We start from the raw sequence: 24,570 nt of genomic DNA, 5'->3' as shown, positions 1-24,570 counted from the left end.
CACGATGTATGTCATGAAGGTCAAGGGCGTGGCCAAAATACCGGACTATGTCCAATTACGTGACGATGCTTTTACGTTACTGGCTTACTTTCGGGTCGATCGTCCGGATAAGTCTCTCGAAAAATTAGGACTCGGTGAGCACGCGGAACGAATTATGGAAGTTGTCAGAGAAATGCCTTTTGGGCAAATTAGAAAATTAGAACTCACGAATTTATGATCGGCGATACAGTAATTACACTCAAAAATGTTGACATCTATCAGCCCAAGCACCTGGTGCTAGCAAACGTAAATCTCAAAATCGACAAAGGCGAATTTGTATTTCTAATCGGCCAAACCGGAAGCGGAAAAAGCAGCTTGTTGAAAATCATTTATGGAGACCTGCATATTGCTAGCGGCGAAGGAATGGTGGCTGGCTTCGACTTAAAAAAGCTGAGCGAACGTGAAGTTCCTTATTTGAGGCGGAAATTAGGGATTGTCTTTCAGGACTTCCATTTACTGACCGACCGAACCGTGGAAAAGAATCTGGAGTTTGCACTGCGGGCGACCGGATGGAAAGATAAGGCATTGATCAATAACCGAATGCTTGACGTGCTGGAAAAAGTAGGGCTTCGTTCGAAATTAAAGAAAATGCCGCATGAGCTATCTGGGGGCGAACAACAGCGGGTAGTCATTGCCCGCGCGCTGCTGAATAACCCGGAAGTTATCTTGGCCGATGAGCCCACAGGAAATCTCGATCCCGAAACTTCTGAGGAAATCGTGCTGCTGTTAAAAGAAATCAGTCGGTCGGGTACAGCTATTCTTATGGCAACACATGACTACCAGATCATCCGTAATATGCCGTCACGTATTATCAAAACCATCAATGGCGCCTTACAGGATGACGTTTCAATTTAACAATCTTGCCGAGTCTGCCAATTAATACGCCAATTTGTAAGTGTAGGCCCCCAAAAAGCTGACAGGGTGGCGGCATTTTACTAATGGCAACGAAATTGCAAATGTAAAACGTTGATAAGGCTACGGAAACTTATGACAAAAAACAAGAAAAGAAAAGATCAGGACAACGACAATATAATGGCAGAAAATCAATCTACCGCACCGGAAACGAAATCGGCAGAAGCAACTCAAGTCGAAACCGAGAGCGGGACGGAAACATCAATTGCAGAACAACAGGCGGCGGAGCTGGCTGCGGCTAATGACAAATACCTTCGTTTGTATGCGGAGTTCGACAATTATAAACGCCGGGTGTCGAAAGAACGTATTGAACTCATGCAAACAGCCGGAAAAGAAATTATTGCGAATCTGCTGCCGGTAATCGACGATTTCGACCGGGCGATAAAGGCGTTCGAGACCGCTACTGAACTGGAACCCTTGAAGGAGGGTGTATCCTTGGTAGGACAAAAGCTTAAAAATATATTAACCCAACAAGGCCTCAAGGAAATGGAATCTATAGGCAAGCCTTTCGACGCCGAATTACAAGAGGCCATTACCAACGTACCTGCCCCCAGCGAAGATCTCAAAGGAAAAGTAATTGATGAGATTGAAAAAGGGTACTTCTTACATGGTAAGGTATTGCGCCATGCCAAAGTTGTTGTCGGCAGTTAATCCATAATAATCGCATGTCAAAAAGAGATTACTACGATGTATTGGGTGTTTCTCGCAATGCAGACCAAGCAGAAATAAAATCCGCTTATCGGAAATTGGCGATTAAATACCATCCTGACAAAAATCCCAACAACGCCGAGGCCGAAGAAAAATTCAAAGAAGCGGCGGAGGCGTATGAAATCCTGAGTAATCCCGAAAAGCGGCAACGCTATGATCGGTTTGGCCATTCTGGTGCTGCCGGTGGCTTTGGCGGCGGCGGAATGAATATGGAGGATATATTCAGCCAGTTTGGAGATATATTCGGAGGAGGTGGAAGCCCGTTTGAAAGCTTTTTCGGAGGCGGCCAACGTGGCGGTCGACGGGTAGCAAAAGGTTCCAACCTTCGCATTAAGGTAAAGCTGACGCTTCAGGAAATCGCCAAGGGCTCCGAAAAGAAAATCAAAGTAAACAAACAGGTGGTTTGTACCACGTGCGATGGAAGCGGAGCCAAAGATAAGTCGTCGTTTCACAATTGCCGGACCTGTGGCGGCACGGGCACGGTCAGGAGAGTAACCAATACCATTTTGGGTCAGATGCAAACAACCAGCACCTGCCCAACCTGCAACGGCGAAGGTGTCGAAATATCTGCGAAGTGCCCGGTTTGTCATGGCGACGGATTGGTACGCGGCGAAGAAACCATCAGCATCAATATACCGGCTGGCGTGAGCGAAGGCATGCAGTTATCCATGAGTGGAAAAGGAAATGCTGCACCGCGGGGAGGTGTACCCGGAGACCTAATCATTCTCATTGAAGAGGTCCCCCACGAATCGCTTAAAAGAGATGGCACCAATGTCATCTACGATTTATACATCAATTTTGTGGATGCCGCATTGGGCACCAGCGCGGAAATCCCAACCATAGACGGCAAAGCCAAAATAAAAATCGAACCAGGCACCCAAGGCGGAAAAATACTACGACTTAAGGGGAAAGGCATACCGGAAGTGAATTCTTACCATAAAGGGGACCAGCTGGTGTATGTAAACGTATGGACCCCCAAGGCTGTTTCATCTGAGGAAAAAGAATTATTGGAGCGGCTCCGTAATTCTCCGAATTTTAGACCTCAACCGGGCAAAAATGAGAAAACTTTCTTCGAGCGGATAAAGGAATATTTCGAATAGTTCCCACCTAACGAAGTGCCATACAAATCCGGAAGGAAATCATTCCTTTCGGATTTTAATATTATAAGTCCCTTCTTGCTTTAAGTAGAGTACTGACATTTAATGTCAAAAAGTCAATACACCACACATCCCCGCCATCTTGACCTGACTTTACCGATAATGGCCCTGTTCAAAATCAGCGTGTTTTCATTAAAATAATCGAAAAATTACACTATACAAACAATAAATGCCTAACGGAATCGGTCTGAACGAAAACAGACACAAGCATGACACATAGCTTGTCCATGTACCAAGTTTTGGCATTGGTATTGCATACTGACTATCAAAGTCAGATAGTCCAAAATTAGGGAGGGCTGATGACAAATGGTTTAACTAAATAAATATTACAAAATGAAAAAACTATTTTTAACCTTATCTGCTGCCGTCGCCGTAACGTTTGCCGCCAACGCGCAAACCGAAAAAGGAAAGGTCATCCTGGGCGGAAGCGTTTCGTATGATTACTCCAAAGTAAAAGATGCGGACGCGGAAGCTCATGCGTTGGGCATCCTTCCTTCAGTAGGCTTTTTCGTAAGCGATAACTTTGCTATCGGTACAGGCATTGGATACGCATATGAGGAAAACACAGCCACTACCGACATTTTCGAAGGCAACAAATTGAGCGCATTCAGCGTGGCTCCGTTTGCCCGCCTGTACAAAGGTAACGGCGATTTCAAGTTCTTCGGACAACTTTCTGTGCCGATGGCTTGGGGAACAGCAAAAGCTGACGACGCCGACTTAGGCAACACCGCAAGCTATGGTGTTCAACTAGCCCCGGGTTTTGCTTACTTCCCAACCAGCAGAATTGGAATCGAACTGTCTGTAAGAGGTCTGTATTACGAAAACACTTCGTTTAAAGCAGAAGGAACTGACGAGAAAACAACAACCAACTCATTCGGTCTTAACGCCAACTCGTTGGCACCAAGGCTCGGTGTTCAGTTCTACTTCTAATCACTAGTACCCATTAAAAGGTAGTGACGCGGGTGTTGCAGTATTCTCTGCAACACCCGCGTTGTTTTGCATCCATCTTTCCTCAACCAGCGCCGGCACCCACCAATTAATTAACCAACCAGCATTCAATTGCACTTTTCTCTCGGGATTCAGCTCCAGCGTCATGCTTTTTTAATCTTCTTCCGGACCTACACTTCACGCCCACCCGGCGTTTTCAATAACATATGATAGTTTGCAAAAGTTAACGGTTAATCAAAAAAAGAAAGGTTTCCAAACGGGGAGAATGAAAACCTTTACTAACCAATTATAAACCTAAATTATGATGCCACAAAAGTAGCGTTTATTTTCAATAAATCAAATAATTTTATTTTTTCTTAATTCTAATTTAAAACACATTGAATCAATTTGTTACGCCTAACATTTCACATATAGGTTAATCAATCAACGATCCACTTCGCCCAAAACGATATCAATCGAGCCCAATATAGCGATAAGATCGGCAATTAATACTCCTTTGGCCAGCTCTGGTAATACCGATAAATTAGTAAAGCTGGGACCACGAGCCTTTACGCGTTTTGGAATATCCGATTTTTCCTGGGTGACAAAATAAAAGCCAAGCTCTCCCTTGGGATTTTCCGCACGCACGTAATAATCCTGGGCCTTAAGGTTGACTTTCTTGGGCACCAACGCCCTCGGGTCAAAATCCGGCGTGCGTTTCAGGGCACCGGTAAGCCGTGCTAAGCATTGTTCAATAATTTTTACCGACTCCCTGATTTCATCAACGCGTACCTTAAAGCGATCCCAGCAATCGCCCAGTTTTCCCATTTCTCCCCTACCCACGGGGACGTCAAACTCAATTTCCGGATAAACCGAGTAGTTGTCGGCTCGTCTCAAATCCCATTTGATGCCCGATGCACGAAGCATAGGTCCGGAGCAGCCGTAGTTGATCGCTACGTCAGCCGGCAACACGCCAATATTCGCCGTACGTGAAACAAAGATTTGATTCTTGGTAAGCAGCTCATCCAATTCGATTAGTTTAGGCTTGAAATACGTAATAAACTCACCGCAGCGCGATTCAAAGTTTACCGGTAGGTCATAAAACAAACCACCTACCCAGATGTAGTTGTATAGCATCCGTGAGCCGGATGCCCACTCCAGCATATTCATGATATGTTCCCGATCCCGGAAACACCACATAAAAGGTGTAAACGCACCGATGTCAATGCCATAAGTCCCTATGGCTATCAGGTGAGAGGCGATGCGGTTCAGCTCACATACCAATACACGGATGTATTCAACCCGTTTCGGAATTTGCCGATCAATGCCCAACATTCGCTCAACCCCCATGACAAACGCATGACTGTTGTTCATGGAAGCCAGATAGTCCATCCGGTCGGTAAATGGAATGGTCTTCCCGTAGTTCATGGACTCAGCATGCTTTTCAAAACAACGATGCAGGTAACCGATATGCGGGATCACCTCTTTCACCAATTCGCCATCGGTAACTAATTGTAACCTAAGAACCCCATGGGTAGAGGGGTGCTGGGGTCCCATATTGATAACCATTTCTTCAGCACTTAACGCGGTTAGCCGTTTTTCATAGACGCGTTGCGCTTGTTGATATGGGGTATCTAGTGAAAATGACATGTATCAGTAGCTCTTTTCCGGTGGTATATTACTTAATCGCAATGCCGTGGTACATTTCGGCTTCCTCATAATCTTTCCGTAGGGGGTATCCCTCCCAATCTTCGGGCAATAGGATCCTTCTCAAATCGGGATGGTTTTCAAAATAGACGCCCATTAGATCAAACGCCTCCCGCTCATGCCAGTCGGCGGTGCGCCACACCGTACTCACGCTGGGCACCGAAGGCAGGTTGTCTAACTGCCGGCCGTTTGGCACAATCACCTTGAGCGTAAGTTGACGATTGTGAGGAATCGACGCCAAATGATAAACAACGGTAAAGGTGCCAGCCGTGACGCCATCGTCAACCGCGCTGATGCATGAAAGGAAATCAAAATACGTATCTTCATGGTCACGAAGCAGCAAGCATACCTGCGGCAATTGCAACCGGTCGATTATCAATGCGGGTTGCAAGCCGGACGATTCGACGACGGCTACCGGGTCGCCGAATTGTGCTGCTAAAAGTGTTTTGACGCGAGTAATGAATTCTTCCATTTTAGGTGGCGTTAAGGGGCTAATCGGGCGATTGTCCATTCATCGTCCTGTTTTTTGTAAAGTATCCGATCATGCAGTCTACCACGTCTCCCCTGCCAAAACTCGATGGCTTCCGGAACAAGCCAATATCCTCCCCAATGTTGAGGCCGGGTTAGTGAAACGGAGCCGCTCTCATACTGCTTTTCCAAACTGGATAATGCAGCATCGAGTGCGTTGCGATTAGCAATCTCCCGGCTTTGCGGGGAAACAATAGCGCCCATTTGACTACCTTTCGGTCTTGATTGAAAATAGGCATCGGACAGCTCTGGTGACATCTTTACTACGCGACCGGTGACCCGAACCTGTCGCTGGAGTTCAGGCCAGAAAAATAGCAACGCAGCATAGGGGTTGTCCGACAGCTCCAAGCCCTTTCGGCTTTGATAATTGGTAAAAAAACCAAATCCCGATTCACCAACCTGTTTTAACAGCACAATCCTCGAAGATGGTCGACCGGCCGCGGATACCGTTGATAACGTCATGGCATTGGGCTCCATAACTTCCTTTTCCAGCGCTTCATCAAACCATGCCTGGAATTGCACAATCGCATCGGCGGCAACTTCTTCCTCGTTGAGCTGCCCCATTTCATATTCCGTACGGATTCCCGCGATATGGGTCTTATTCAACATTGCTTCGTATGTTCATAACGATGTACAAACATACGAAAAACCGCTAAAACCTCCTACTTCTTGTAATAACCCATTGCTTCGGGAATCAGCCTTTGAATGTTATTGATACGCCGTGCATCGCTGGGGTGTGTGCTTAGGAATTCGGGAGGAGCACCGCCGCCCTGCGATTGCTTCGCCTGAGCCATACGTTCCCAGAATCCAACGGCTTCATTGGGATTGTATCCCGCCATCGCCATAAATACCAAACCCAAGCGGTCCGCTTCACTTTCCTGATTGCGTGAGTAACTCAGCAAAGCAAGTTGGCCACCCAAACCGTAGGCGGTATTGAGCACCGCTCGTGTGGTATTGGATTTCTCGGCAGTGGCGACATCAACAGCAACCCCTCCAGCTTGAGCGATGATGGATTGTGACATGCGTTCGGCCGAATGTTTGGCAATCGCGTGTGCTACTTCGTGTCCCATTACGGTTGCCAAACCAGCTTCATTTTTTGTGACCGGCAGGATTCCTGTGTATACGGCGACCTTGCCCCCCGGCATACACCAGGCATTGATCTGATCGTCCTTAATCAGGTTGAACTCCCAATTGAAATCGTACTGATTGCCATATCCGTTTTCCTGTAAAAATCGGGTTACCGCCCCTGCAATATTCTTTCCGACGCGCTGCACCAATTGTGCGTCGGAGGTACCTTTGACTACTTTGGTCTTTGAATCGCCGAGTAAATCCCGATAAGCGAGTGCCGCTTGTTGCTGAATCTCCGTTTCGTTTACCAAGCTTAGCTGCTTCCGTCCGGTAAGCGGCACGGTCGCACAGGACATTGCGATTCCAAAAATCAGCAGCCAGCAAACACGTTTTATCATTGGTTTCATCACGTTAATTTTTTATATAGATTGATAACTTCTCCAAATAGAATAAAGCAATATACATGCCGAATTTCCGCCTAGCCCTTTGCCCGTTTTCGGAACAAATATACCTTGGACTCCTTGCCTTTCAGCAATCGTTCGATATTCTTCTGATGCGTGATTAGTATCAGGACACAGATGCACATCCCATACAGTAATACGGATTTGACGGAGGTATGAAACAAAAAGACAATGCTGAAGGGAAAAGCAAACCCAGCACTTATGGAGCTTAGGGAAACATAATGCGTAAGCAACAGTACCACGATAAATACCGAAACACATACCAATGCCGCTTGAAAGTGTACGGCCAATATCATCCCAAAAAGAGTAGCCACCCCTTTTCCGCCTCTGAAACCAGCGAAAATCGGAAACAAATGCCCCACCACGGCAATTACACCCAAGGCCAATTGAAAGTTAACAAACTGTGCGGCGGCTTGCGGACCGGTGACCGATGGTCCTATGAAATACGCAAGATTAGTTGCCGTCCACCCTTTCAAGATATCGATCAGCATGACCGCCATGCCGGCCTTTGTACCCAATACCCGAAACGTATTGGTCGCTCCTGCATTTCCGCTGCCATATTCTCGCACGTCGACACCATAGAAGGACTGCCCCAACCACACGGCCGTGGGTATGGAACCAAACAAATAAGCTAGTATGACTGCGCCGACTAAATACCCCGATATCATGAATCGCAAGATACGATTTTTGCTTTTAAACTCATGTCCAAGCTTTTTACCGAGTGTGTGAGTGCACCGATGGAAATGTAATCCACCCCTGCCCCAGCGTATTCACGCACGTTTTCCCCAGTTATTCCCCCGGACGCCTCGGTTACAAACCGACCGTTAATGAGTGCTACCGCCTCACGCAACTGTTCCGGTCTGAAATTATCAAGCATGACCCGCTCAACCTCGCCCACCTCCAACACTTGGCTGACCTCTGTGAGATTACGCACTTCGATTTCGATATCGATCGGTTTGTTCAAGGTTTGGCGGTACCGGTTTGCCTGCTCGATCGCTGCCCTGATTCCTCCCGCATAATCCACGTGATTATCTTTGATCAGTATCATATCGTATAGGCCAAAGCGATGATTCACGCCGCCCCCTATCCGCACCGCTTTCTTTTCAAGAAACCGAAGCAAAGGTGTAGTTTTCCGGGTATCCAATACGCGGGTTCCCGTACCTGCTAACGTGTCGACAATTCTTCGCGTAGCCGTAGCGATGCCGCTCATGCGCTGCATAATATTAAGCAACAGCCGCTCGGCAAGCAGAATGCTGTGAATCCGCCCGGTTACGCTCATTACGAGGTCGCCCACGTGAACTAATTGCCCATCCGAAAGGTAAACCTCGGTTGCTAATTCGTCGTCCACTTCGTGAAGAACGGCCAAAGCTTCTTCAATACCGGCCACCGTCCCCGACTCCTTTATGATTAGTTGGGCGATTCCCTTTTTATCGGCAGGAATGGTCGATAGAGATGTATGATCGCCGTCTCCTACATCTTCTGCAAGGGCCGCTTTAATAAAACGCGCGAGTTCTCCTTTTTCTTTCTCAGTCATTGGTTACAGACTACATGCTTACGATAACCATTACCGACATCGAATACAGCAATTGGGCTCATAAGCGATTAAAACGCTGCTAAGATGACTATTTAAAACAAAAAATAGCGAATAAAAAATAAAATTGGCTAAAGGTTAGTAGATCGGTTCGATACGGAACTCCGTCACCTGGAACGCATTGTCGTTATTGGTGAGTTTATAAGAAACCCGAAAGGTGTCCTTAGAGGTCTCTAAATTAAGCACAACGTATCTGAAATTCGGATTTGAATCCAATCGATGTGATATTTTCACGTTGGTGGGCGTATTTCTGCTAAAAAAGTCACGCAGGATAATTTCCGCTTGTACCCGCGAATATATGCCTTCATCATTTAACAGCGTCATGCTTACAGTGGAAGAAAAGTACTTGGACAGCTCCTTGGTATTAGCACTTCTAATACAGGATGAAATATCATCTATGACGTCATTTATATGAGCAACACTCGACAACGCAAACAGACACATCACCCCCACTAATTTTGCTCTATTAATCAATCTGATTCTCCTCGCTTTCACAGTAATAGTTTATTCAAATGTTACCGCCGTTTAGTATTTCAAATTTACATCGGGTCTCTCAAATGAAGTGTAGATTTTTTTCTACAAAAAACCGCTTTTTAAAAGGCCCTGCTTTCCCCGAAAAAGACATAGCGAAAAACATGCCATATTTCATACACGTAATGTTGCCGAACTGCAAATTGCGAAACTGGGCATCCCCGACTCCGCGACTTTGCGACTTTGCCGCAATTTGACTAAGTTTGCATTCGTGAATACCAAGAAAAAAGTTGCGCTCATAATCCTCGATGGATTGGGTTATGGCAAAAAAGATCGGTCAAACGCCGTTCTAGCGGCAAATACTCCTTACCTGGATGAGCTGCTTCTTCGTCATCCGCATGCCAAACTGGAAGCTTCGGGTGAAGCGGTAGGCCTGCCAGAGGGCCAAATGGGCAACTCTGAGGTTGGCCATATGAATTTGGGTGCAGGAAGAGTCGTCTACCAAGAATTAGGTAGAATACACAAAGCCGTAAAAGACGGCGAATTTGATCGGAACGAAACGTTGCAGGCTGCCTTCCAATACGCTAGCGCCAATGGCAGGTCTGTGCATTTCATCGGCCTGCTATCCGATGGCGGCGTCCACGCGCATACCCGGCATCTCAAGGGGCTATGCGTCGCAGCAAAAAATGCGGGACTGCAAAACGACCATGTATTTGTACACGCTTTTCTGGATGGCCGCGATACCGATCCGAATTCAGGTATTGGCTACGTTGCTGATTTGGAACAGTTCCTTCAGACGAATGGCGGTCAGCTTGCCTCCGTGATCGGAAGATACTATGCAATGGACCGCGACAACCGGTGGGAACGCGTGAAACTAGCCTATGATCTGCTTGTTCACGGCGTCGGAACACCCTCTCGGGATATTACGCAATCGATACTGCAATCGTACCAAGAAGGGATTACGGACGAATTTGTTAAACCAATCGTAAAAACGGATGTCTCCGGAAGCCCCATAGCCACGATAAAAAATGGCGACGTAGTAGTTTGCTTTAATTTCCGTACCGACAGGGGGCGTGAAATTACGATGGCGCTCACACAGCGTGATTTTCCTGAATACGAAATGCATCCATTGGAATTACGTTACCTCACCATGACGACCTATGATGATACGTTTCGCGGAGTTGACGTGCTATTCCTAAAAGAAAACCTGTCAAATACACTCGGCGAAGTCTTGGAAGCCAACGGAAAGACACAGACACGCATCGCGGAAACGGAAAAATACCCCCACGTAACGTTCTTTTTTTCCGGCGGACGCGAACGGGAATTTATCGGAGAAAACCGAATACTTATTCCCTCACCGAAAGTAGCCACGTACGACCTGCAACCCGAGATGAGTGCGCAAGGCGTGGCAGACGCCATATGCGGTGATATGACCGCCCATCAACCAGATTTCATCTGTCTGAATTTCGCCAATCCCGATATGGTTGGCCACACGGGTGTATTTGAAGCGGTCGTTAAGGCGGTGGAAACCGTAGACCGGTGCCTGCAACAAGTCGTCGAATGTGGTCTAAAATTCGGGTATTCATTTATCATAATCGCTGACCACGGAAACGCAGAATTTATGGTTAATGAAGACGGATCGGTCAATACGGCTCATACGACCAATTTGGTCCCCTGCATTTTGATCGACAACACCTACGCGGTCATAGCGGACGGAAAACTTGGCGATATCGCACCGACTATACTGAAACTCATGGAATTGCCTGTCCCGCATGAAATGAGCGGAAAAGTATTAGTTTAAGGATAAGGGGCGCACCATGATTCAGTGCAGGAGATCATTTTATTTCTTTCTGGCTTTCGTTGGATCTGCAGGTAGTTTTTCTTGTACCGGTTCCAACAACACGGCACCCACATCCGGCACGCGGACTTCCTATTTCAGTCTCCAGGATTATTTCCTACGTGAAGCTGATCGGCTGAGCCGCTCAGCACCGAAGGTTGACAAAACCGTATCAAGAAACGGTGCCTCTGAAAGCAAACGCGTGCAAATCGACGACTGGAAAAATGAGTTGGCGCTGTTTATAGATTCTGACATCAACAAACCTGCATGGCAGAAAAGTTATCGCATAGACAGCACGAAACATTCACTCGTTTATACCTGCGTTGATCCGGAACTCCGAACCCAAAAAATAACCATTGAAAAACATGAAAATGGAAAAGTAAAGCATATTGCCATCATCAATCAATCCGGCAATATGCTTTACCAAACCGCTGAACAGCTTAACTACTATCCTGACTCGCTTTATCAGATCAACAAACAACAACTTATCTGTTTCATCGGTGATAGTCGCTATTCAATAAACGGTATGCTACGATAAAACGTCGTTATTTAAGGTTGTCCCGGTATACTTTCGCCTTTTTGACTTCCGTTTGTATATCCTTTTTGCCCGGTGTCATCGCCAGCACCTGCTCAAAATCGGCAATGCTCTTATCGTATGCTTCTGTAGCCAGTACTTTGTCATAATTTGCTGTACCAGAAGTTCCCCGCAAAATTCCAAGATCACGGTAGGCAATACCTCGATTCTGATAGTATTTTGCGTCACCGGCGTTCAGTTCAATAGCTTTGGTATAATCTGCCACTGCCTCGTTCAACATCTTTTCGCGATTGCTGGAACTGATTTTTAAATCGGTTTGAACGGCAAGTATGTTATTTGCTTTCCCACGATAATAATAAGCCGACTCGTGATCAGGTCGTAACTGTATAACTTTACCAAACGAGGTAAGCGCTTTCCGGTATTCGCCGATTTGATATTGCGAGTATCCTAGCATATACATGACGTCCGGATCACCGCTTTCAGCCGGCAACGCCTTTTGTAAATGGTTGGCCGCTGCTTTAAAATCACCGTCGATCAACGCCTTTTGCCCTAACCGTACGTTGGGATTGCTGGGAGCCGTCTCCGTGGTCTGTGCCTGCGTGGCAAATACCGCCAGGCATAACATCCCACTGATAATCACCCGTTTCGATTTTCCCAAATAAAAGCTCAATTCATTTCTTTTCATCACTTTCATATTAAACAAATTCCTTCTGACTGACCAACCCTGCAATTTCCGTGCTACAAACATAATTATAATTGCACGCAAATACAATTTGTCTCCATGTAACTTGTCACAAGGAAATTTACACATACAACTCCAAATCGTTCCATTTATTATTTTTGCGCCTTTCTTTTCTGATTTTTTTTATAATTTAGCTGATAGATATGCGAGGGAGCAACTTAAGCCATCCTGTTCCTATTGCTGACTTTTTTTCAGCAGGAATACCTTAAGGGTACCACGTAGTAATGAATTTTGGAAAAAGTTCGCTATTGGCATAGGCATTGCAATTACTCTACAAGAGCAGATTTTATAGTTACCGAATGATCAGGGCTGCCAATATGGCGCCGGCATAAGACGAAATAAGAATATTCATGAGCAATTTTGATCCGTTTGATTTTAACCAAGCAATCCCCATTATAAATGAAGACACGGAATTTTTTCCGTTATTAAGCCAGCAAGATGAAGATGAAATGCGCAATGCGGACCTTCCGGAATCACTTTCCATTCTTCCATTGCGCAATACGGTGTTATTCCCCGGTGTTGTCATCCCGATTACCGTGGGCCGAGATAAATCTATTAAATTAGTCAAGGAAGCTTACAAAGGGGATCGGATCATCGGTGTCGTGTCTCAACAAAACATGGCGATCGAAGATCCGACGTTTGACCAACTTAACAAAGTAGGAACCGTGGCAATGATCATTAAGATCTTGCAGATGCCCGACGGAAATACAACGGTCATTATCCAGGGAAAACAACGGTTCAGATTACGGGAACTTATTCAAAGCGAGCCTTATATAAAAGCATATATTGAACGTTTTGAGGAGAAAAAGCACAAGACCAGCAGAGAGTTCAATGCATTGATTTCGTCCATCAAAGAGATGGCCCTCCAGATTATCCAGCTTTCTCCACATATACCAAGTGAAGCCGGTATTGCCATTAAGAACATCGAAAGCCCGGGGTTTCTGATTAATTTCATTTCGTCAAACCTCAATGCTGACCTGTCTTTCAAGCAACAACTGTTAGAAATTGCCGATCTGGACAAACGAGCAGCTAAGGTATTGGAACAATTGGATGTGGAGCTCCAACTGCTTGAATTAAAAACACAGATACAAAACAAGGTCCGCGGAGACCTTGACAAGCAACAGCGGGATTATTTCCTCAACCAACAGTTGAAAACCATTCAAGAAGAGCTCGGAGGCAATACGCCCGACCTGGAAATGGAAGACCTGCGTAAGCGTGGCAAAGCAAAGAAATGGTCTGCGGAAGTGGGCGAGCATTTTGATAAAGAGCTCGACAAATTAGCCCGTATAAATCCGGCCGCAGCCGATTATTCCGTCCAGGTTAACTACCTCGAACTGTTGTTGGATCTCCCGTGGAATGAATTCACAAAGGACAACTTCGATCTTATCCGGGCTAAGCGCGTGCTGGACCGGGACCATTATGGCTTGGACAAGGTAAAACAGCGGATCATCGAATACCTAGCAATATTAAAACTAAAACGCAACATGAAGGCCCCGATCCTCTGTTTAGTAGGGCCTCCGGGCGTGGGAAAAACATCCCTGGGCAAGTCCATTGCCAAAGCGTTAGGACGTAAATACACCCGTATGGCGCTCGGTGGTATACGCGATGAAGCTGAAATAAGGGGCCATCGTAAGACCTATATCGGTGCCATGCCCGGTCGCATCATTCAGTCGTTGAAAAAAGCAGGTGCCTCAAATCCCGTATTTGTATTGGACGAAATCGATAAAGTAGGCAGCGATTTTCGAGGCGACCCCTCATCTGCGCTACTGGAAGTGCTCGATCCCGAACAAAATAATGCGTTCTACGATCACTATGTCGAATTGGATTACGATCTATCAAATGTCATGTTCATTGCCACCGCCAATTCCTTGAGCAATATCCAACCCGCATTACTCGATCGGATGGAAATCATCGAGGTCAACGGCTACACCATCGAAGAAAAAATCGAAATCGCCAAAAAACACCTGATTCCGAAACAACGTGAGGCACATGGCCTTGCTCCCAAAGATTTCTCCCTACGACCGCGAGTGATTGAAAAAATAATCGATGAATATACCCGCGAATCCGGTGTTCGTGGTTTGGAAAAGAAAATCGGATCCATCATCCGTGGCGTTGCCACTCGCATCGTAATGGACGATCCGTTACCCCAGCCAGTCGACGTTGCAACGGTAGAAAAAATTCTGGGTGCTCCTATTTTCGATAAAGAATTTTACGAGGCGAACCAGGTTGCCGGTGTGGTAACCGGCTTGGCATGGACGCAGGTGGGTGGAGATATCCTGTACATCGAATCCAGCCTAAGTCCCGGTAAAGGGAAGTTGACACTGACCGGTAACTTAGGCGATGTCATGAAGGAATCTGCAAGCATCGCGATGGCGTACCTCCGCGCAAATGCAGCAGAATTCGGTATCGATTATAGCGTATTCGATAAATGGGACGTCCATATACACGTACCGGCAGGCGCCACCCCAAAAGATGGCCCGTCTGCGGGGATCACCATGCTCACGGCACTTGCATCCAGCTTTACCCAACGGAAGGTAAAGGAAAAGCTGGCTATGACGGGAGAAATCACGCTACGAGGAAAAGTACTTCCCGTAGGCGGCATCAAGGAGAAAATATTGGCTGCCAAGCGGGCAAATATCAAAGAGATAATCCTCTCGAAAGCTAATAAAAAGGATATTGTGGAAATTAAGGAAGACTACATCAAAGATCTGACGTTCCATTATGTCTCCGAAATGCATGAAGTGGTCAACATCGCCTTGCTGAAACAACAGGTAAAAAACGCTAAGAAATTGTTAAATTAATTTTTATCTTAGCTACATGCTTACAGAATCGCTGATTATTTTGGCGTTGATCCTGTTGAACGGCGTTTTTTCGGCCTCCGAAATTGCGATCGTGTCCAGTCGGAAAGCTCGTCTCCAAGTGTTAATCGACCGGAAGAATGCCGCTGCCAAGCAGGTGCTTAAACTAAAAGAATCTCCCAATCGATTTCTTTCCACCGTACAAATCGGCATTACACTCATCGGTATCCTGACGGGGATTTTTGGTGGTGCAACCATTGCTCAACGATTGGATGTCCACCTTTCAGAGGTTGCCTGGATGGATGGGTATAGTTCACAGGTTTCCGTGCTTATCGTGGTGATCGCGATTACATTTCTGACCCTTGTATTGGGAGAATTGGTTCCCAAACGTATCGGGTTGGCAATTCCCGAGAAATATGCGACCATTGTGGCATTCCCCATGAACATCCTCAGCAAGATCGTGGCTCCGTTTGTATGGTTGCTTAGTATCACTACGGAAGGAATTGTCAGGTTACTTAACATCAAAACGTCGCAGAATGCTGTCACGGAAGAAGAAATTAAAGCACTTGTTGATGAAGGAGCGGATATAGGTGCTATCGAACATATTGAACACGAAATCGTAGACCGAGTTTTCAGCTTGGGCGATAAGCGGGCCGTTAACCTGATGACACACCGCAGCAACATCGTATGGCTAGATATAAATGATGAATATGAGGTCCATAAGCAAACCATATTAAAAAGTGGACATACGGTGTATCCAGTGTGTCAGGGAGGTCTGGACAACACCATTGGGGTAGTTCATATTAAGTCGTTGCTCAAGCAATACCTTATCGATGAGCCCATCCAACTCGATCAACTGACCTACCCCCTCAACTATGTGCATGAGAATAGTTCCGCCTATAGCATACTAAACAAGTTTAAAACGTCTAAGATACACCAAGCTATTGTGCTTGACGAATATGGAGCATTGCAAGGGATCGTCACCATCAATGACATCCTGAGTAGCCTTGTTGGTGATATTTCCGATGGCGATACCGCCGAAAAGCCCGAAATCGTCACTCGCGAAGATGGCAGCCTATTAATTGATGGACAATATCAGATCGACGATCTTTTCACCGTGCTTGATGTTGATATTTCGGAGGAGGAGGAAGCGGGGTTGGGCAGCATCAATACCATCGCCGGACTGATTTTGTTGAAATTAGGACACATGCCCACTGAAGGTGAGCGCATACACTGGAAGGATCACGAGTTTGAGGTAGTGGACATGGATGGCAACCGGATTGACAAAATCCTGGTGAAATTCCTACGTGCCTGACCGCATATCGCTTAAACGATTCCTCTTGCCACAAGTTCGCGTTCCATCTCTTGCTGCAAAGCGTGCGCTTCCTGCCGAGCGCGTTCTGCAAAGTCAGTACCGTTGGATGCGTAAATGACGGAACGTGTAGCGTTTACCAGTAAACCACAATCCGCGGTCATTCCGTACTTGCAAACGTCGTAGAGGCTTCCCCCCTGCGCACCTACACCCGGGACCAGTAAAAAATGATCCGGCGCATGCTTCCGTACTGATTCAAAGGCCTGCCCTCGGGTAGCCCCAACAACGTACATCAGATTCTCAGGGTTGCCCCACGTATTGGTTTTTTGAATTACCCGCTCAAAAAGCGGCACGCCACTTGCATCGGAGGTGGTCTGAAAATCCATCCCGCCCGCATTCGAAGTAAGTGCCAAGACAATCGTCCACTTCCCCCGAAATTGGAGAAAGGGTTGTACCGAATCGTGCCCCATATAAGGAGCTACCGTAATCGCGTCAAATCCAAGTCCGGAATGAGCTTGATCAAAAAAAGCCCGGGCATACCTTTCCGAAGTGTTGCCTATGTCACCGCGCTTGGCATCGGCAATGCTTAGGCAGTCTTTGGGTAAAATATTCCATGTTTTCCGAAGGCTTTCCCACCCGGATGCGCCCATGCTCTCGTAAAATGCGATATTAGGCTTATAAGCCACACATACGTCCGCGGTGGCCTCGATAATCTGACGGTTGAACTCAAAAATAGGATCCTCATAGTCAAGCAAGTGTGCAGGTATTTTACTGATATCTGTGTCAAGCCCCACACAAAGGAAAGAACGTTTGATCTTGATTTGGTGGATGAGCTCATTTCGTGTCATATCGCCGGCTGTTATTTTGATTTTGCAAACCTAAGACAAAAATTACGGTTAAAAAACAAAAACCGTATATTTACAAGGCAATTACGATGAAGATATTTGTCACTCGAATACTACCCGAAATCATTAAGTCTTCGTTAACAGATGATGGCCATCAGGTTTCTGAATGGACAGAAAAGCGGGATCTTTTGCCCAGCGAATTGATTCGGCACTGCCAGGCTGCCGATGCGTTATTCAGCGTAGGCAAAAACCACATCGACCGGCATTTCCTGGAAGAATGCCGGCACCTTCGTGTCATAGCGTTGTGCAGCGTAGGCTACGACAATGTAGACGTGGCTGAGGCTACCCAACTAGGTATTCCCATTGGCAATACGCCTGGAGTGCTTAGCAAGGCAACCGCCGACACAGCTTTTCTACTGATGCAAAATGTTGCTCGAAAGGCCATCTTTAAACACCAGGAAATCCTACGTGGTAACTGGGGCTTTTTTGATCCGATGGCCGATCTGGGCATCGAATTACACGGCAAAACCCTTGGGATTTATGGTTTGGGCCGCATTGGCTTTGAATTAGCACGGAGTTGTTATCGCGCATTTGATATGCCCATTATCTACCACAACCGCGGCAATAACGAACTTGCTGAGCGGGAGTTAGCTGCTCGGAGAGTATCCTTTGACGAGCTGTTGCAGCAAAGTGATGTCCTCAGCGTGCATACGAACCTGAGTACCGAAACAGAGGGGATATTTAACCGTGATGCTTTCTCAAAAATGAAAGCATCGTCCATCTTCATTAACACTGCGAGGGGTGCTATCCATAACGAAACCGATCTCAGGCTAGCGCTTGAGGAGAGACAGATATGGGGCGCGGGCCTGGATGTCACGGATCCCGAACCAATGGCCCCGGACAACCCCTTACTACAGATGCCCAATGTAGCTATATTGCCGCACATCGGATCGGCCACTATCGAAACACGGATGAAAATGATGCAGTTAACGGTCGACAACATCCGAGCGGGGCTCAGTGGGCAACGCATACCTCATTGCGTCAATCCAGAGGTATATGACAGATAGAAACTATCAGCGCCTACTTTTATAATTCCCCCTCTACGCCTAATCCAAACAAAGCAAAATCATATCGTACCGGGTCGTTTACATCCAACCGTCGCAGATTTTCTGTTAATTCACACGCCGTTTTCCAGTCCGACTGCTTACGTTGAATCAATCCAAGTTTTCTCGCGACACGTTCTACATGTACATCACAAGGACAAATTAACTGGGACGGCATGATCCGTCGCCATAATCCAAAGTCTACTCCTTTACTATCCTTTCTGACCATCCAGCGTAAAAACATATTCAGTCGTTTACAGGCAGAGTTTTGCATCGGCGAACTGATATGCTTCCGTGTACGCAAGGGTGCATCCGGCAGACTGAAAAAATACGTCCGGAAATGATTCAACATCTGTTCTGCCCCGAAATTGGAAAGCGCCAAATTGCCCAAAAAACAACTTGAGGAAGAATACGTATCTATCTCGGGAAGCGATGGGTACGATTCTGAATATTCCGCCCGGAACTCCTTGTTGGCGGTTGATGGCAAAAAGGCTTCCTCTAAGGAGTCGTACTGCGCATAATGTGCGCGGAAAAAACTGATGAAGTACGGCAAATCCGTATCGTTGAACGTCCGGTGCTTGAAGCCGAGCAACTGTTTCAGATCGATTTCCTGATGGTTCCTGACGAAGTCGTAAGGCTGACCGTCCATGCGCGCAAGCAATTCCGTGCATTTATTGATAATCGTCTTTCGTTGGCCCCAGGCTAATATTGCCGCAAAAAAGGCAGCTATCTCCCGGTCTTGCTTACGGGCGAATCGGTGAGGGATACTGATCGGATCATTTTCAATAAAAGAAGGCCGATTGTATTCTTCTACCTTATGGTCAAGAAACACTTTGATGTCCGGCAGCTTATGAACACCCTCGGCGAAAATCTGTTCCAACTGTGTCATCCGCGCCATTTGCCCTATCCCAGTGCTTGTTCCAAGTCGGCCAGCAGATCGTCAATGTCCTCGATTCCCACGCTAATCCGTATCAAATTATCCACCACGCCCACTTTTTCCCTCACTTCCTTGGGAATCGAGCCATGCGTCATCGTCGCGGGATGGTTAATTAAGGATTCTACGCCGCCGAGAGATTCCGCGAGGGTAAACACCTTAAAAGAAGCTGCTACGTTAAAAGTGTCCTCAAGAGATGCATCCTTTAATACTACCGAAACCATTCCGCCGAAATCACGCATCTGCCTTTTTGCGATGTCGTGCCCCGGATGCGTTTCCAAACCCGGCCAATATATCTTTTTGATTTTCGGATGATCTTTTAAATAATCGGCCACTCTCCTTGCATTCTCACAGTGTGCTTTCATCCGCACGTGTAAGGTTTTAATGCCCCGCAAAACCAGAAAGCTGTCCTGGGGTCCAGGTGTGCCTCCGCAAGCGTTGTAATAGAAAAACAATTGATCATACAACGCCTTCTCATTCAGCACCAATGCGCCCATTACCACATCCGAGTGGCCTCCAATGTATTTCGTCACGGAATGCATGACAATGTCCGCTCCAAGATCCAACGGATTCTGCAGATAAGGAGAAGCGAACGTATTGTCAACCGCCAAAAGCACGTCTGCGCTCTTCGCTACCTTCCCGATGGCTTCGATATCTGCCAACTTCAACGTCGGGTTCGTTGGCGTTTCTACCCATATCAGCCGAGTGGCCGATGATATTTTTTCGGCGATCCGTTCCGGATCTGAGGTATCAACAAAATGAAACTTGATGCCGTAATGCTCAAAAACGCGGGTAAAAATCCGGTAGGATCCACCGTATAAATCGTCGCCGGTAATGACTTCATCGCCCGGTCTCAGTAATTTCAACACGGTTTCGGTAGCCGCCATTCCACTGGAAAACGCCAAGCCATATTTTCCATTTTCAAGAGCGGCCAGGCAGTCTTCCAACGCTTTGCGGGTGGGATTCGTACCACGCGAATACTCATATCCTTTATGGTCCCCCGGCGCGGCTTGCTGATAAGTTGACGTTTGATAGATCGGCGTCATCACCGCGCCCGTGGTGGGGTCGGCCTGCTGCCCGGCATGAATGGCTTTCGTAGCGAATTTATATCCCATGATCTTCGGAATTTACTATATGGAAAACGCCGTAAAGTTAGGCAAATCTCCTCAAAATTGAAGCGGCGACCGATATACAAACGAATAGCCCAGTTCCGCTACCAGCAGATTGGACGACACGATCTTAGCGGTTTGATCAGAGTCTGTGAACGAAGACGGAAGCCCATATCCATATTTAGCTGCCGACACGGCGATGACATCCTTTTTCAACGGATGTTCCGGACACACCACATTGTAGGTCGCTCCCCGGACTTCCCGTTCCATCGTTATCGAAATAATTCGGCAGACGTCTTCTACATGCACAAAGTTGGCAGTTTGAAAGCCGATTTCGCAAACCTTGCCGGCAAAATATTTGGCAAAAATCCGTTCCTGGCCAAACAATCCCCCCAGCCGGAAAACATTGATATCCGGGCAGACCGTGCGCAACCTCGATTCACCTAACCAGAGTTTTTCGTCCAGCTCTTCGGCCGCGAACGTACCCTCGGTTATGAGCCCATCCACCTTGGGATAAATTCCAATTGACCCGAAATACAGCACCTGCCGGAAAGACAATTCCTTTAAGAACAACGTTAGTCGTTTAAACCGGCTTGAAACCGTCTCTATTGCATCTTTGCGTGTTATAGGTACGCTGATGATAATCGTATCAAATGTCGTCTTGGGCAAATCGTTGATTGCAGCATCCCGGTCGAAATCGATGACGTACGAACGCAGCCCCATCTCCTTCAGCTTTGCAGCTTTTTCGGGCGTTCTGCAGGTAACCCATAGCTTGTATCCCTTGCTTAGCAGGCGGGATGCCACATAGGTACCTACCCACCCGCACCCGACAATCAATACGTTCATCCGCTTTTCCCCAACCTTATCAGTTTAATATGCCCGTGCGAACAGCACACGCTGCCTAGATGGTTTTCCGGTACGGATACAGTGGCCTTCTTCCAAGGGATTGTCAAGCGGTATGCAGCGGATGGTTGCTTTCGTTTCCTCCTTAATCAGCTTTTCAGTTTCGGCAGTTCCGTCCCAATGGGCAGAGATAAAGCCGCCCTGTTCTTCAAGTACCCGTTTAAACTCATCGTACGAATCTACCGCTATTGTATTGGCCTCCCGGAATGTCATTGCCTTATTATATATCTGTTGTTGGATATCCATCAACAGCTGCTCAACCCGATCTGCCAATCCGGCTTGCGCGACCGTCTCTTTGGTTTGGGTATCACGACGGGCGATTTCCACCGTTCCGTTTTGCAGGTCACGGGTTCCTACAGCGATACGTACGGGTACGCCCTTCAGTTCCCATTCAGCAAATTTAAATCCGGGCCGATGGGTATCTCGATCATCATACTTGACCGATATGCCTTTCGATTTCAGTTCGACGATCAAGGTATCGGTCAATCCAACAATGGCGGTGCGCTCCTCTTCGGTCTTAAAAATCGGCACAATGACGACCTGAATCGGCGCCAATTTAGGTGGCAGCACCAATCCCTGATCATCGGAGTGCGCCATGATTAAAGCGCCCATCAAACGCGTGGATACGCCCCATGAGGTTGCCCATACGTAATCGAGCTTACCGTCTTTTGCGGTGAACTTCACATCGAAGGCTTTCGCAAAATTCTGCCCAAGGAAGTGCGACGTACCCGCCTGCAATGCCTTACCATCTTGCATAAGTGCCTCGATACACAAGGTATCTAACGCACCCGCAAACCGCTCATTCTCAGTCTTGCGACCACGTATCACCGGCAACGCTAACCAATTCTCAGCAAAGTCGGCGTATACTCCCAGCATTTGTTCGGCTTCTGCGATGGCCTCTTCTTTCGTGGCATGAGCCGTATGCCCCTCCTGCCATAAAAACTCCGCTGTACGGAGGAATAAACGCGTACGCATTTCCCATCGCACTACGTTGGCCCACTGATTTACCAAAATCGGCAAATCCCGATAGGATTCGATCCATCCTTTGTAGGTATTCCAGATAATCGTTTCCGACGTGGGTCTTACGATGAGTTCTTCTTCCAGTTTCGCCTCTTCGTCGACCACAATATTGCCTGTTCCGTCATTTTTTAGCCGGTAATGGGTAACTACCGCACATTCGGTGGCGAAACCTTCCACATGCGATGCTTCTTTTGAAAAGAAAGACTTCGGAATAAACAAAGGGAAATACGCGTTGCTGTGCCCCGTGTCCTTGAACATCTTATCCAAGGAAGCCTGCATTTTCTCCCAGATGGCATATCCGTATGGTTTGATGACCATGCACCCCCGGACAGCGGAATGCTCGGCAAGGTCCGCCTTTACCACCAATTCATTGTACCACTGGGAATAATCTGTTTCGCGGCTCGTAATTCCTTTACTCATAGTTGACTTTCACTAAAATTATTATAAGATTTGCGTATTGATTTCTGCCCAGCAAAGGTAGGGGGTTTTACGAAATTACCGAACAAAAAATTACGCCGCTGGCAAAGGAGCTTTGGTCTATCGAAATCACCGGGCAGGGTGCAAAAAAATTATCTATATTCATTAAACCAAACAAGCAAAAATACGTCTATACCATAAAACGTTGGTTTTAACCAAACGAAAGGACAGTTAAGATGAAAAGCAATAGATTAATAGTCAGTACAGTAGCTGGAGCAAGCATCTTATTATTGGGGTCGTGCGCCACCTCAAGGCAAGCTGCGTTCCGCGACGATGTCTATAATAACCAGGCTCGGGCGGTTGAAGAGAGCTACCAAAGCCCGGATTATTATTATGACGAGGAGACGGCACCTGACGAGCAGTACGCAGAGGACGGCTATTACGCCGATGCATATACAGACGAGGCCTATGCGAACGACTATTATGCGGATGAATATAGCGACAGCGAATATGCCAACCGGATAAACCGTTTCTACTACAACTCACCTGGCATGAGTTATTACGATCCTTGGTTTGACCCGTGGTATGGATTTAATTCATGGTATAGTCCCGGTTGGGGCTGGGGCAGCGCCTGGAGTCTTGGTTTCGGCTGGGGTTGGGGCGGCGGCTGGGGCCTCGGTTGGGGCAGCAGTTGGTATAATCCCTATTACGGTGGCTACTGGGGTTGGGGATCTCCCTATTATGGCCGTGGCTATTGGGGACCCTACGCATACAACCGTTGGGGTTGGGGCGGATGGGGCGGCTACTACCCAGGCACCATTATCGTAGATAACCGTACGAGGGGCATTCGATCTGCGTCTCGGTCTCGGATGGATGTAAGAACCGGCCGTTCAAGCCGATCGGCAGGAACTACTACACGTACCGCGTCTCGGACTGCCATAAGTCGGGATGCAAACGGACGCATTTCCACCCGGCCCGTGGCGACCCGCGGTAGCGCAGGCAGCACTCGTACTTCTGTAACTCGCGGCACAACCGGTACCCGGTCAAGGGAAGCGGTACGTCCGGGCAGTACTTCCCGGAGGCCGTCCGGCGAAGCCGTAAGACCGGGCAGCTCCAGGAGACCTTCGAGCGGTGTAAGGCCATCATCCACACAACGCCCGTCGGGTAGCAGCGCACGTCCGGCACGTCCGTCAAGCTCCCGTCCAAGTGCAGCGCCTTCACGCCCTTCTAGGCCGAGCAGCGTAGCTCCCCGTTCGTCGGGAGGCAGCTCCGGGGGTTCGGTATCCCCTCCATCGCGATCCTCTGGGGGATCTGCAGGAAGTAGCCGCGGAAGCAGCGGAGGAAGTAGCCGGAGCGGAGGCAGAGGCAGATAACAAGATTCAGATGACAGGTCAGCTTCAATCTGCATGGCAGATGGGCTGACCTTTTTCGTAAACTACACTTCAA

Annotated in this window: 24 protein-coding genes; 11 read left to right on the top strand and 13 right to left on the bottom strand. The window is 47.4% G+C overall.

Going from position 1 to position 24,570, the window contains the following annotated elements:
• Positions 1-4 precede the first annotated feature (4 nt).
• From ACFQRK_RS03555 to ACFQRK_RS03535, 5 genes are all read left to right on the top strand, one after another.
• Positions 5-217, top strand: coding sequence for a fructose-6-phosphate aldolase (locus ACFQRK_RS03555; protein ID WP_379003681.1), 213 nt, complete (start codon positions 5-7; stop codon positions 215-217).
• The gene (locus ACFQRK_RS03550; RefSeq protein ID WP_379003680.1) at positions 214-894 is read left to right on the top strand and encodes a cell division ATP-binding protein FtsE; all 681 of its coding nucleotides are present in this window, start codon (positions 214-216) and stop codon (positions 892-894) included. The genes ACFQRK_RS03555 and ACFQRK_RS03550 overlap by 4 nt, the downstream gene beginning before the upstream one ends.
• Positions 895-1,071: 177 nt before the next feature.
• Positions 1,072-1,602, top strand: a complete 531-nt coding sequence (locus tag ACFQRK_RS03545) for a nucleotide exchange factor GrpE (RefSeq protein ID WP_379003678.1) — start codon at positions 1,072-1,074, stop codon at positions 1,600-1,602.
• 14 nt (positions 1,603-1,616) lie between these two features.
• Positions 1,617-2,759 carry a molecular chaperone DnaJ gene (dnaJ, locus tag ACFQRK_RS03540; protein WP_379003677.1) on the top strand — a complete coding sequence of 381 codons (1,143 nt, stop codon included), beginning with the start codon at positions 1,617-1,619 and terminating at the stop codon, positions 2,757-2,759.
• Between the two features lie 390 nt (positions 2,760-3,149).
• Positions 3,150-3,746, top strand: coding sequence for a porin family protein (locus ACFQRK_RS03535; protein WP_379003675.1), 597 nt, complete (start codon positions 3,150-3,152; stop codon positions 3,744-3,746).
• Between the two features lie 441 nt (positions 3,747-4,187).
• On the opposite strand, the gene ACFQRK_RS03530 is transcribed toward ACFQRK_RS03535, so the two are convergent.
• The 7 genes from ACFQRK_RS03530 to ACFQRK_RS03500 all read right to left on the bottom strand — a co-directional run bounded on the left by ACFQRK_RS03530 (position 4,188) and on the right by ACFQRK_RS03500 (position 9,542).
• Positions 4,188-5,312, bottom strand: a complete 1,125-nt coding sequence (locus ACFQRK_RS03530) for an NADH-quinone oxidoreductase subunit D (protein ID WP_379004645.1) — start codon at positions 5,310-5,312, stop codon at positions 4,188-4,190.
• A 109-nt stretch (positions 5,313-5,421) separates the two neighbouring features.
• Positions 5,422-5,922 (bottom strand): NADH-quinone oxidoreductase subunit C, encoded by a 501-nt coding sequence (locus tag ACFQRK_RS03525; protein WP_379003674.1) that lies wholly within the window; start codon positions 5,920-5,922, stop codon positions 5,422-5,424.
• Positions 5,923-5,933: 11 nt separating this feature from the next.
• Positions 5,934-6,587: a pyridoxamine 5'-phosphate oxidase gene (pdxH, locus tag ACFQRK_RS03520; protein ID WP_379003672.1), complete on the bottom strand. Its 654-nt coding sequence runs from the start codon at positions 6,585-6,587 to the stop codon at positions 5,934-5,936.
• A gap of 53 nt (positions 6,588-6,640) precedes the next feature.
• Positions 6,641-7,453 carry a M48 family metallopeptidase gene (locus ACFQRK_RS03515; RefSeq protein ID WP_379003670.1) on the bottom strand — a complete coding sequence of 271 codons (813 nt, stop codon included), beginning with the start codon at positions 7,451-7,453 and terminating at the stop codon, positions 6,641-6,643.
• Between the two features lie 71 nt (positions 7,454-7,524).
• On the bottom strand, positions 7,525-8,175 hold the full coding sequence (gene plsY, locus ACFQRK_RS03510; protein ID WP_379003668.1) for a glycerol-3-phosphate 1-O-acyltransferase PlsY: 651 nt from the start codon (positions 8,173-8,175) through the stop codon (positions 7,525-7,527).
• Positions 8,172-9,041: a carboxylating nicotinate-nucleotide diphosphorylase gene (gene nadC, locus ACFQRK_RS03505; protein ID WP_379003666.1), complete on the bottom strand. Its 870-nt coding sequence runs from the start codon at positions 9,039-9,041 to the stop codon at positions 8,172-8,174. Before nadC ends, plsY begins: the two co-directional genes overlap by 4 nt.
• A 135-nt stretch (positions 9,042-9,176) precedes the next feature.
• Complete coding sequence (locus ACFQRK_RS03500) at positions 9,177-9,542, bottom strand: DUF4783 domain-containing protein (protein WP_379004643.1); 366 nt, start codon at positions 9,540-9,542, stop codon at positions 9,177-9,179.
• A 298-nt stretch (positions 9,543-9,840) separates the two neighbouring features.
• Here ACFQRK_RS03500 and gpmI point away from each other — a divergent pair, with 298 nt between their 5' ends.
• Together gpmI and ACFQRK_RS03490 are read left to right on the top strand one after the other, a co-directional pair.
• Positions 9,841-11,370, top strand: a complete 1,530-nt coding sequence (gene gpmI, locus ACFQRK_RS03495; protein WP_379003665.1) for a 2,3-bisphosphoglycerate-independent phosphoglycerate mutase — start codon at positions 9,841-9,843, stop codon at positions 11,368-11,370.
• A gap of 16 nt (positions 11,371-11,386) precedes the next feature.
• Complete coding sequence (locus ACFQRK_RS03490) at positions 11,387-11,944, top strand: hypothetical protein (RefSeq protein ID WP_379003663.1); 558 nt, start codon at positions 11,387-11,389, stop codon at positions 11,942-11,944.
• A gap of 7 nt (positions 11,945-11,951) precedes the next feature.
• Here ACFQRK_RS03490 and ACFQRK_RS03485 read toward each other — a convergent pair whose 3' ends face one another.
• Complete coding sequence (locus ACFQRK_RS03485; RefSeq protein ID WP_379003661.1) at positions 11,952-12,626, bottom strand: tetratricopeptide repeat protein; 675 nt, start codon at positions 12,624-12,626, stop codon at positions 11,952-11,954.
• 407 nt (positions 12,627-13,033) lie between these two features.
• Here ACFQRK_RS03485 and lon point away from each other — a divergent pair, with 407 nt between their 5' ends.
• On the top strand, positions 13,034-15,484 hold the full coding sequence (gene lon / locus ACFQRK_RS03480; protein WP_379003660.1) for an endopeptidase La: 2,451 nt from the start codon (positions 13,034-13,036) through the stop codon (positions 15,482-15,484).
• 16 nt (positions 15,485-15,500) lie between these two features.
• The gene (locus tag ACFQRK_RS03475) at positions 15,501-16,796 is read left to right on the top strand and encodes a hemolysin family protein (RefSeq protein ID WP_379003658.1); all 1,296 of its coding nucleotides are present in this window, start codon (positions 15,501-15,503) and stop codon (positions 16,794-16,796) included.
• 11 nt (positions 16,797-16,807) lie between these two features.
• Here the strand turns inward: ACFQRK_RS03475 and pyrF are convergent, their stop codons facing one another.
• Positions 16,808-17,641, bottom strand: coding sequence for an orotidine-5'-phosphate decarboxylase (gene pyrF, locus ACFQRK_RS03470; protein WP_379003656.1), 834 nt, complete (start codon positions 17,639-17,641; stop codon positions 16,808-16,810).
• Between the two features lie 86 nt (positions 17,642-17,727).
• On the opposite strand from pyrF, the gene ACFQRK_RS03465 reads away from it, so the two are divergent.
• Complete coding sequence (locus ACFQRK_RS03465) at positions 17,728-18,705, top strand: 2-hydroxyacid dehydrogenase (RefSeq protein WP_379003654.1); 978 nt, start codon at positions 17,728-17,730, stop codon at positions 18,703-18,705.
• 19 nt (positions 18,706-18,724) lie between these two features.
• Here ACFQRK_RS03465 and ACFQRK_RS03460 read toward each other — a convergent pair whose 3' ends face one another.
• Genes ACFQRK_RS03460 through proS form a run of 4 tightly spaced genes read right to left on the bottom strand, consistent with a single transcriptional unit; the run spans position 18,725 to position 23,127 of the window.
• Complete coding sequence (locus tag ACFQRK_RS03460) at positions 18,725-19,630, bottom strand: TIGR02757 family protein (protein WP_379003652.1); 906 nt, start codon at positions 19,628-19,630, stop codon at positions 18,725-18,727.
• A gap of 14 nt (positions 19,631-19,644) precedes the next feature.
• Positions 19,645-20,790 carry a cystathionine gamma-synthase gene (locus ACFQRK_RS03455; protein ID WP_379003650.1) on the bottom strand — a complete coding sequence of 382 codons (1,146 nt, stop codon included), beginning with the start codon at positions 20,788-20,790 and terminating at the stop codon, positions 19,645-19,647.
• A 51-nt stretch (positions 20,791-20,841) separates the two neighbouring features.
• Complete coding sequence (locus ACFQRK_RS03450) at positions 20,842-21,630, bottom strand: NAD-dependent epimerase/dehydratase family protein (RefSeq protein ID WP_379003648.1); 789 nt, start codon at positions 21,628-21,630, stop codon at positions 20,842-20,844.
• Between the two features lie 24 nt (positions 21,631-21,654).
• Entirely contained in the window at positions 21,655-23,127 is a 1,473-nt protein-coding gene (gene proS, locus ACFQRK_RS03445) for a proline--tRNA ligase (protein ID WP_379003646.1), read from the bottom strand.
• 233 nt (positions 23,128-23,360) lie between these two features.
• Between proS and ACFQRK_RS03440 the strand changes: the two genes are divergently transcribed.
• Positions 23,361-24,497 (top strand): hypothetical protein, encoded by a 1,137-nt coding sequence (locus ACFQRK_RS03440; RefSeq protein ID WP_379003645.1) that lies wholly within the window; start codon positions 23,361-23,363, stop codon positions 24,495-24,497.
• Positions 24,498-24,570: the final 73 nt, after the last annotated feature.

This window comes from Parapedobacter sp. GCM10030251 (genome assembly GCF_042666505.1).
Taxonomy (GTDB): domain Bacteria; phylum Bacteroidota; class Bacteroidia; order Sphingobacteriales; family Sphingobacteriaceae; genus Parapedobacter.
Note: the sequence above shows the minus strand (reverse complement) of the source record. Positions and strands in the feature narration are given on the sequence as shown.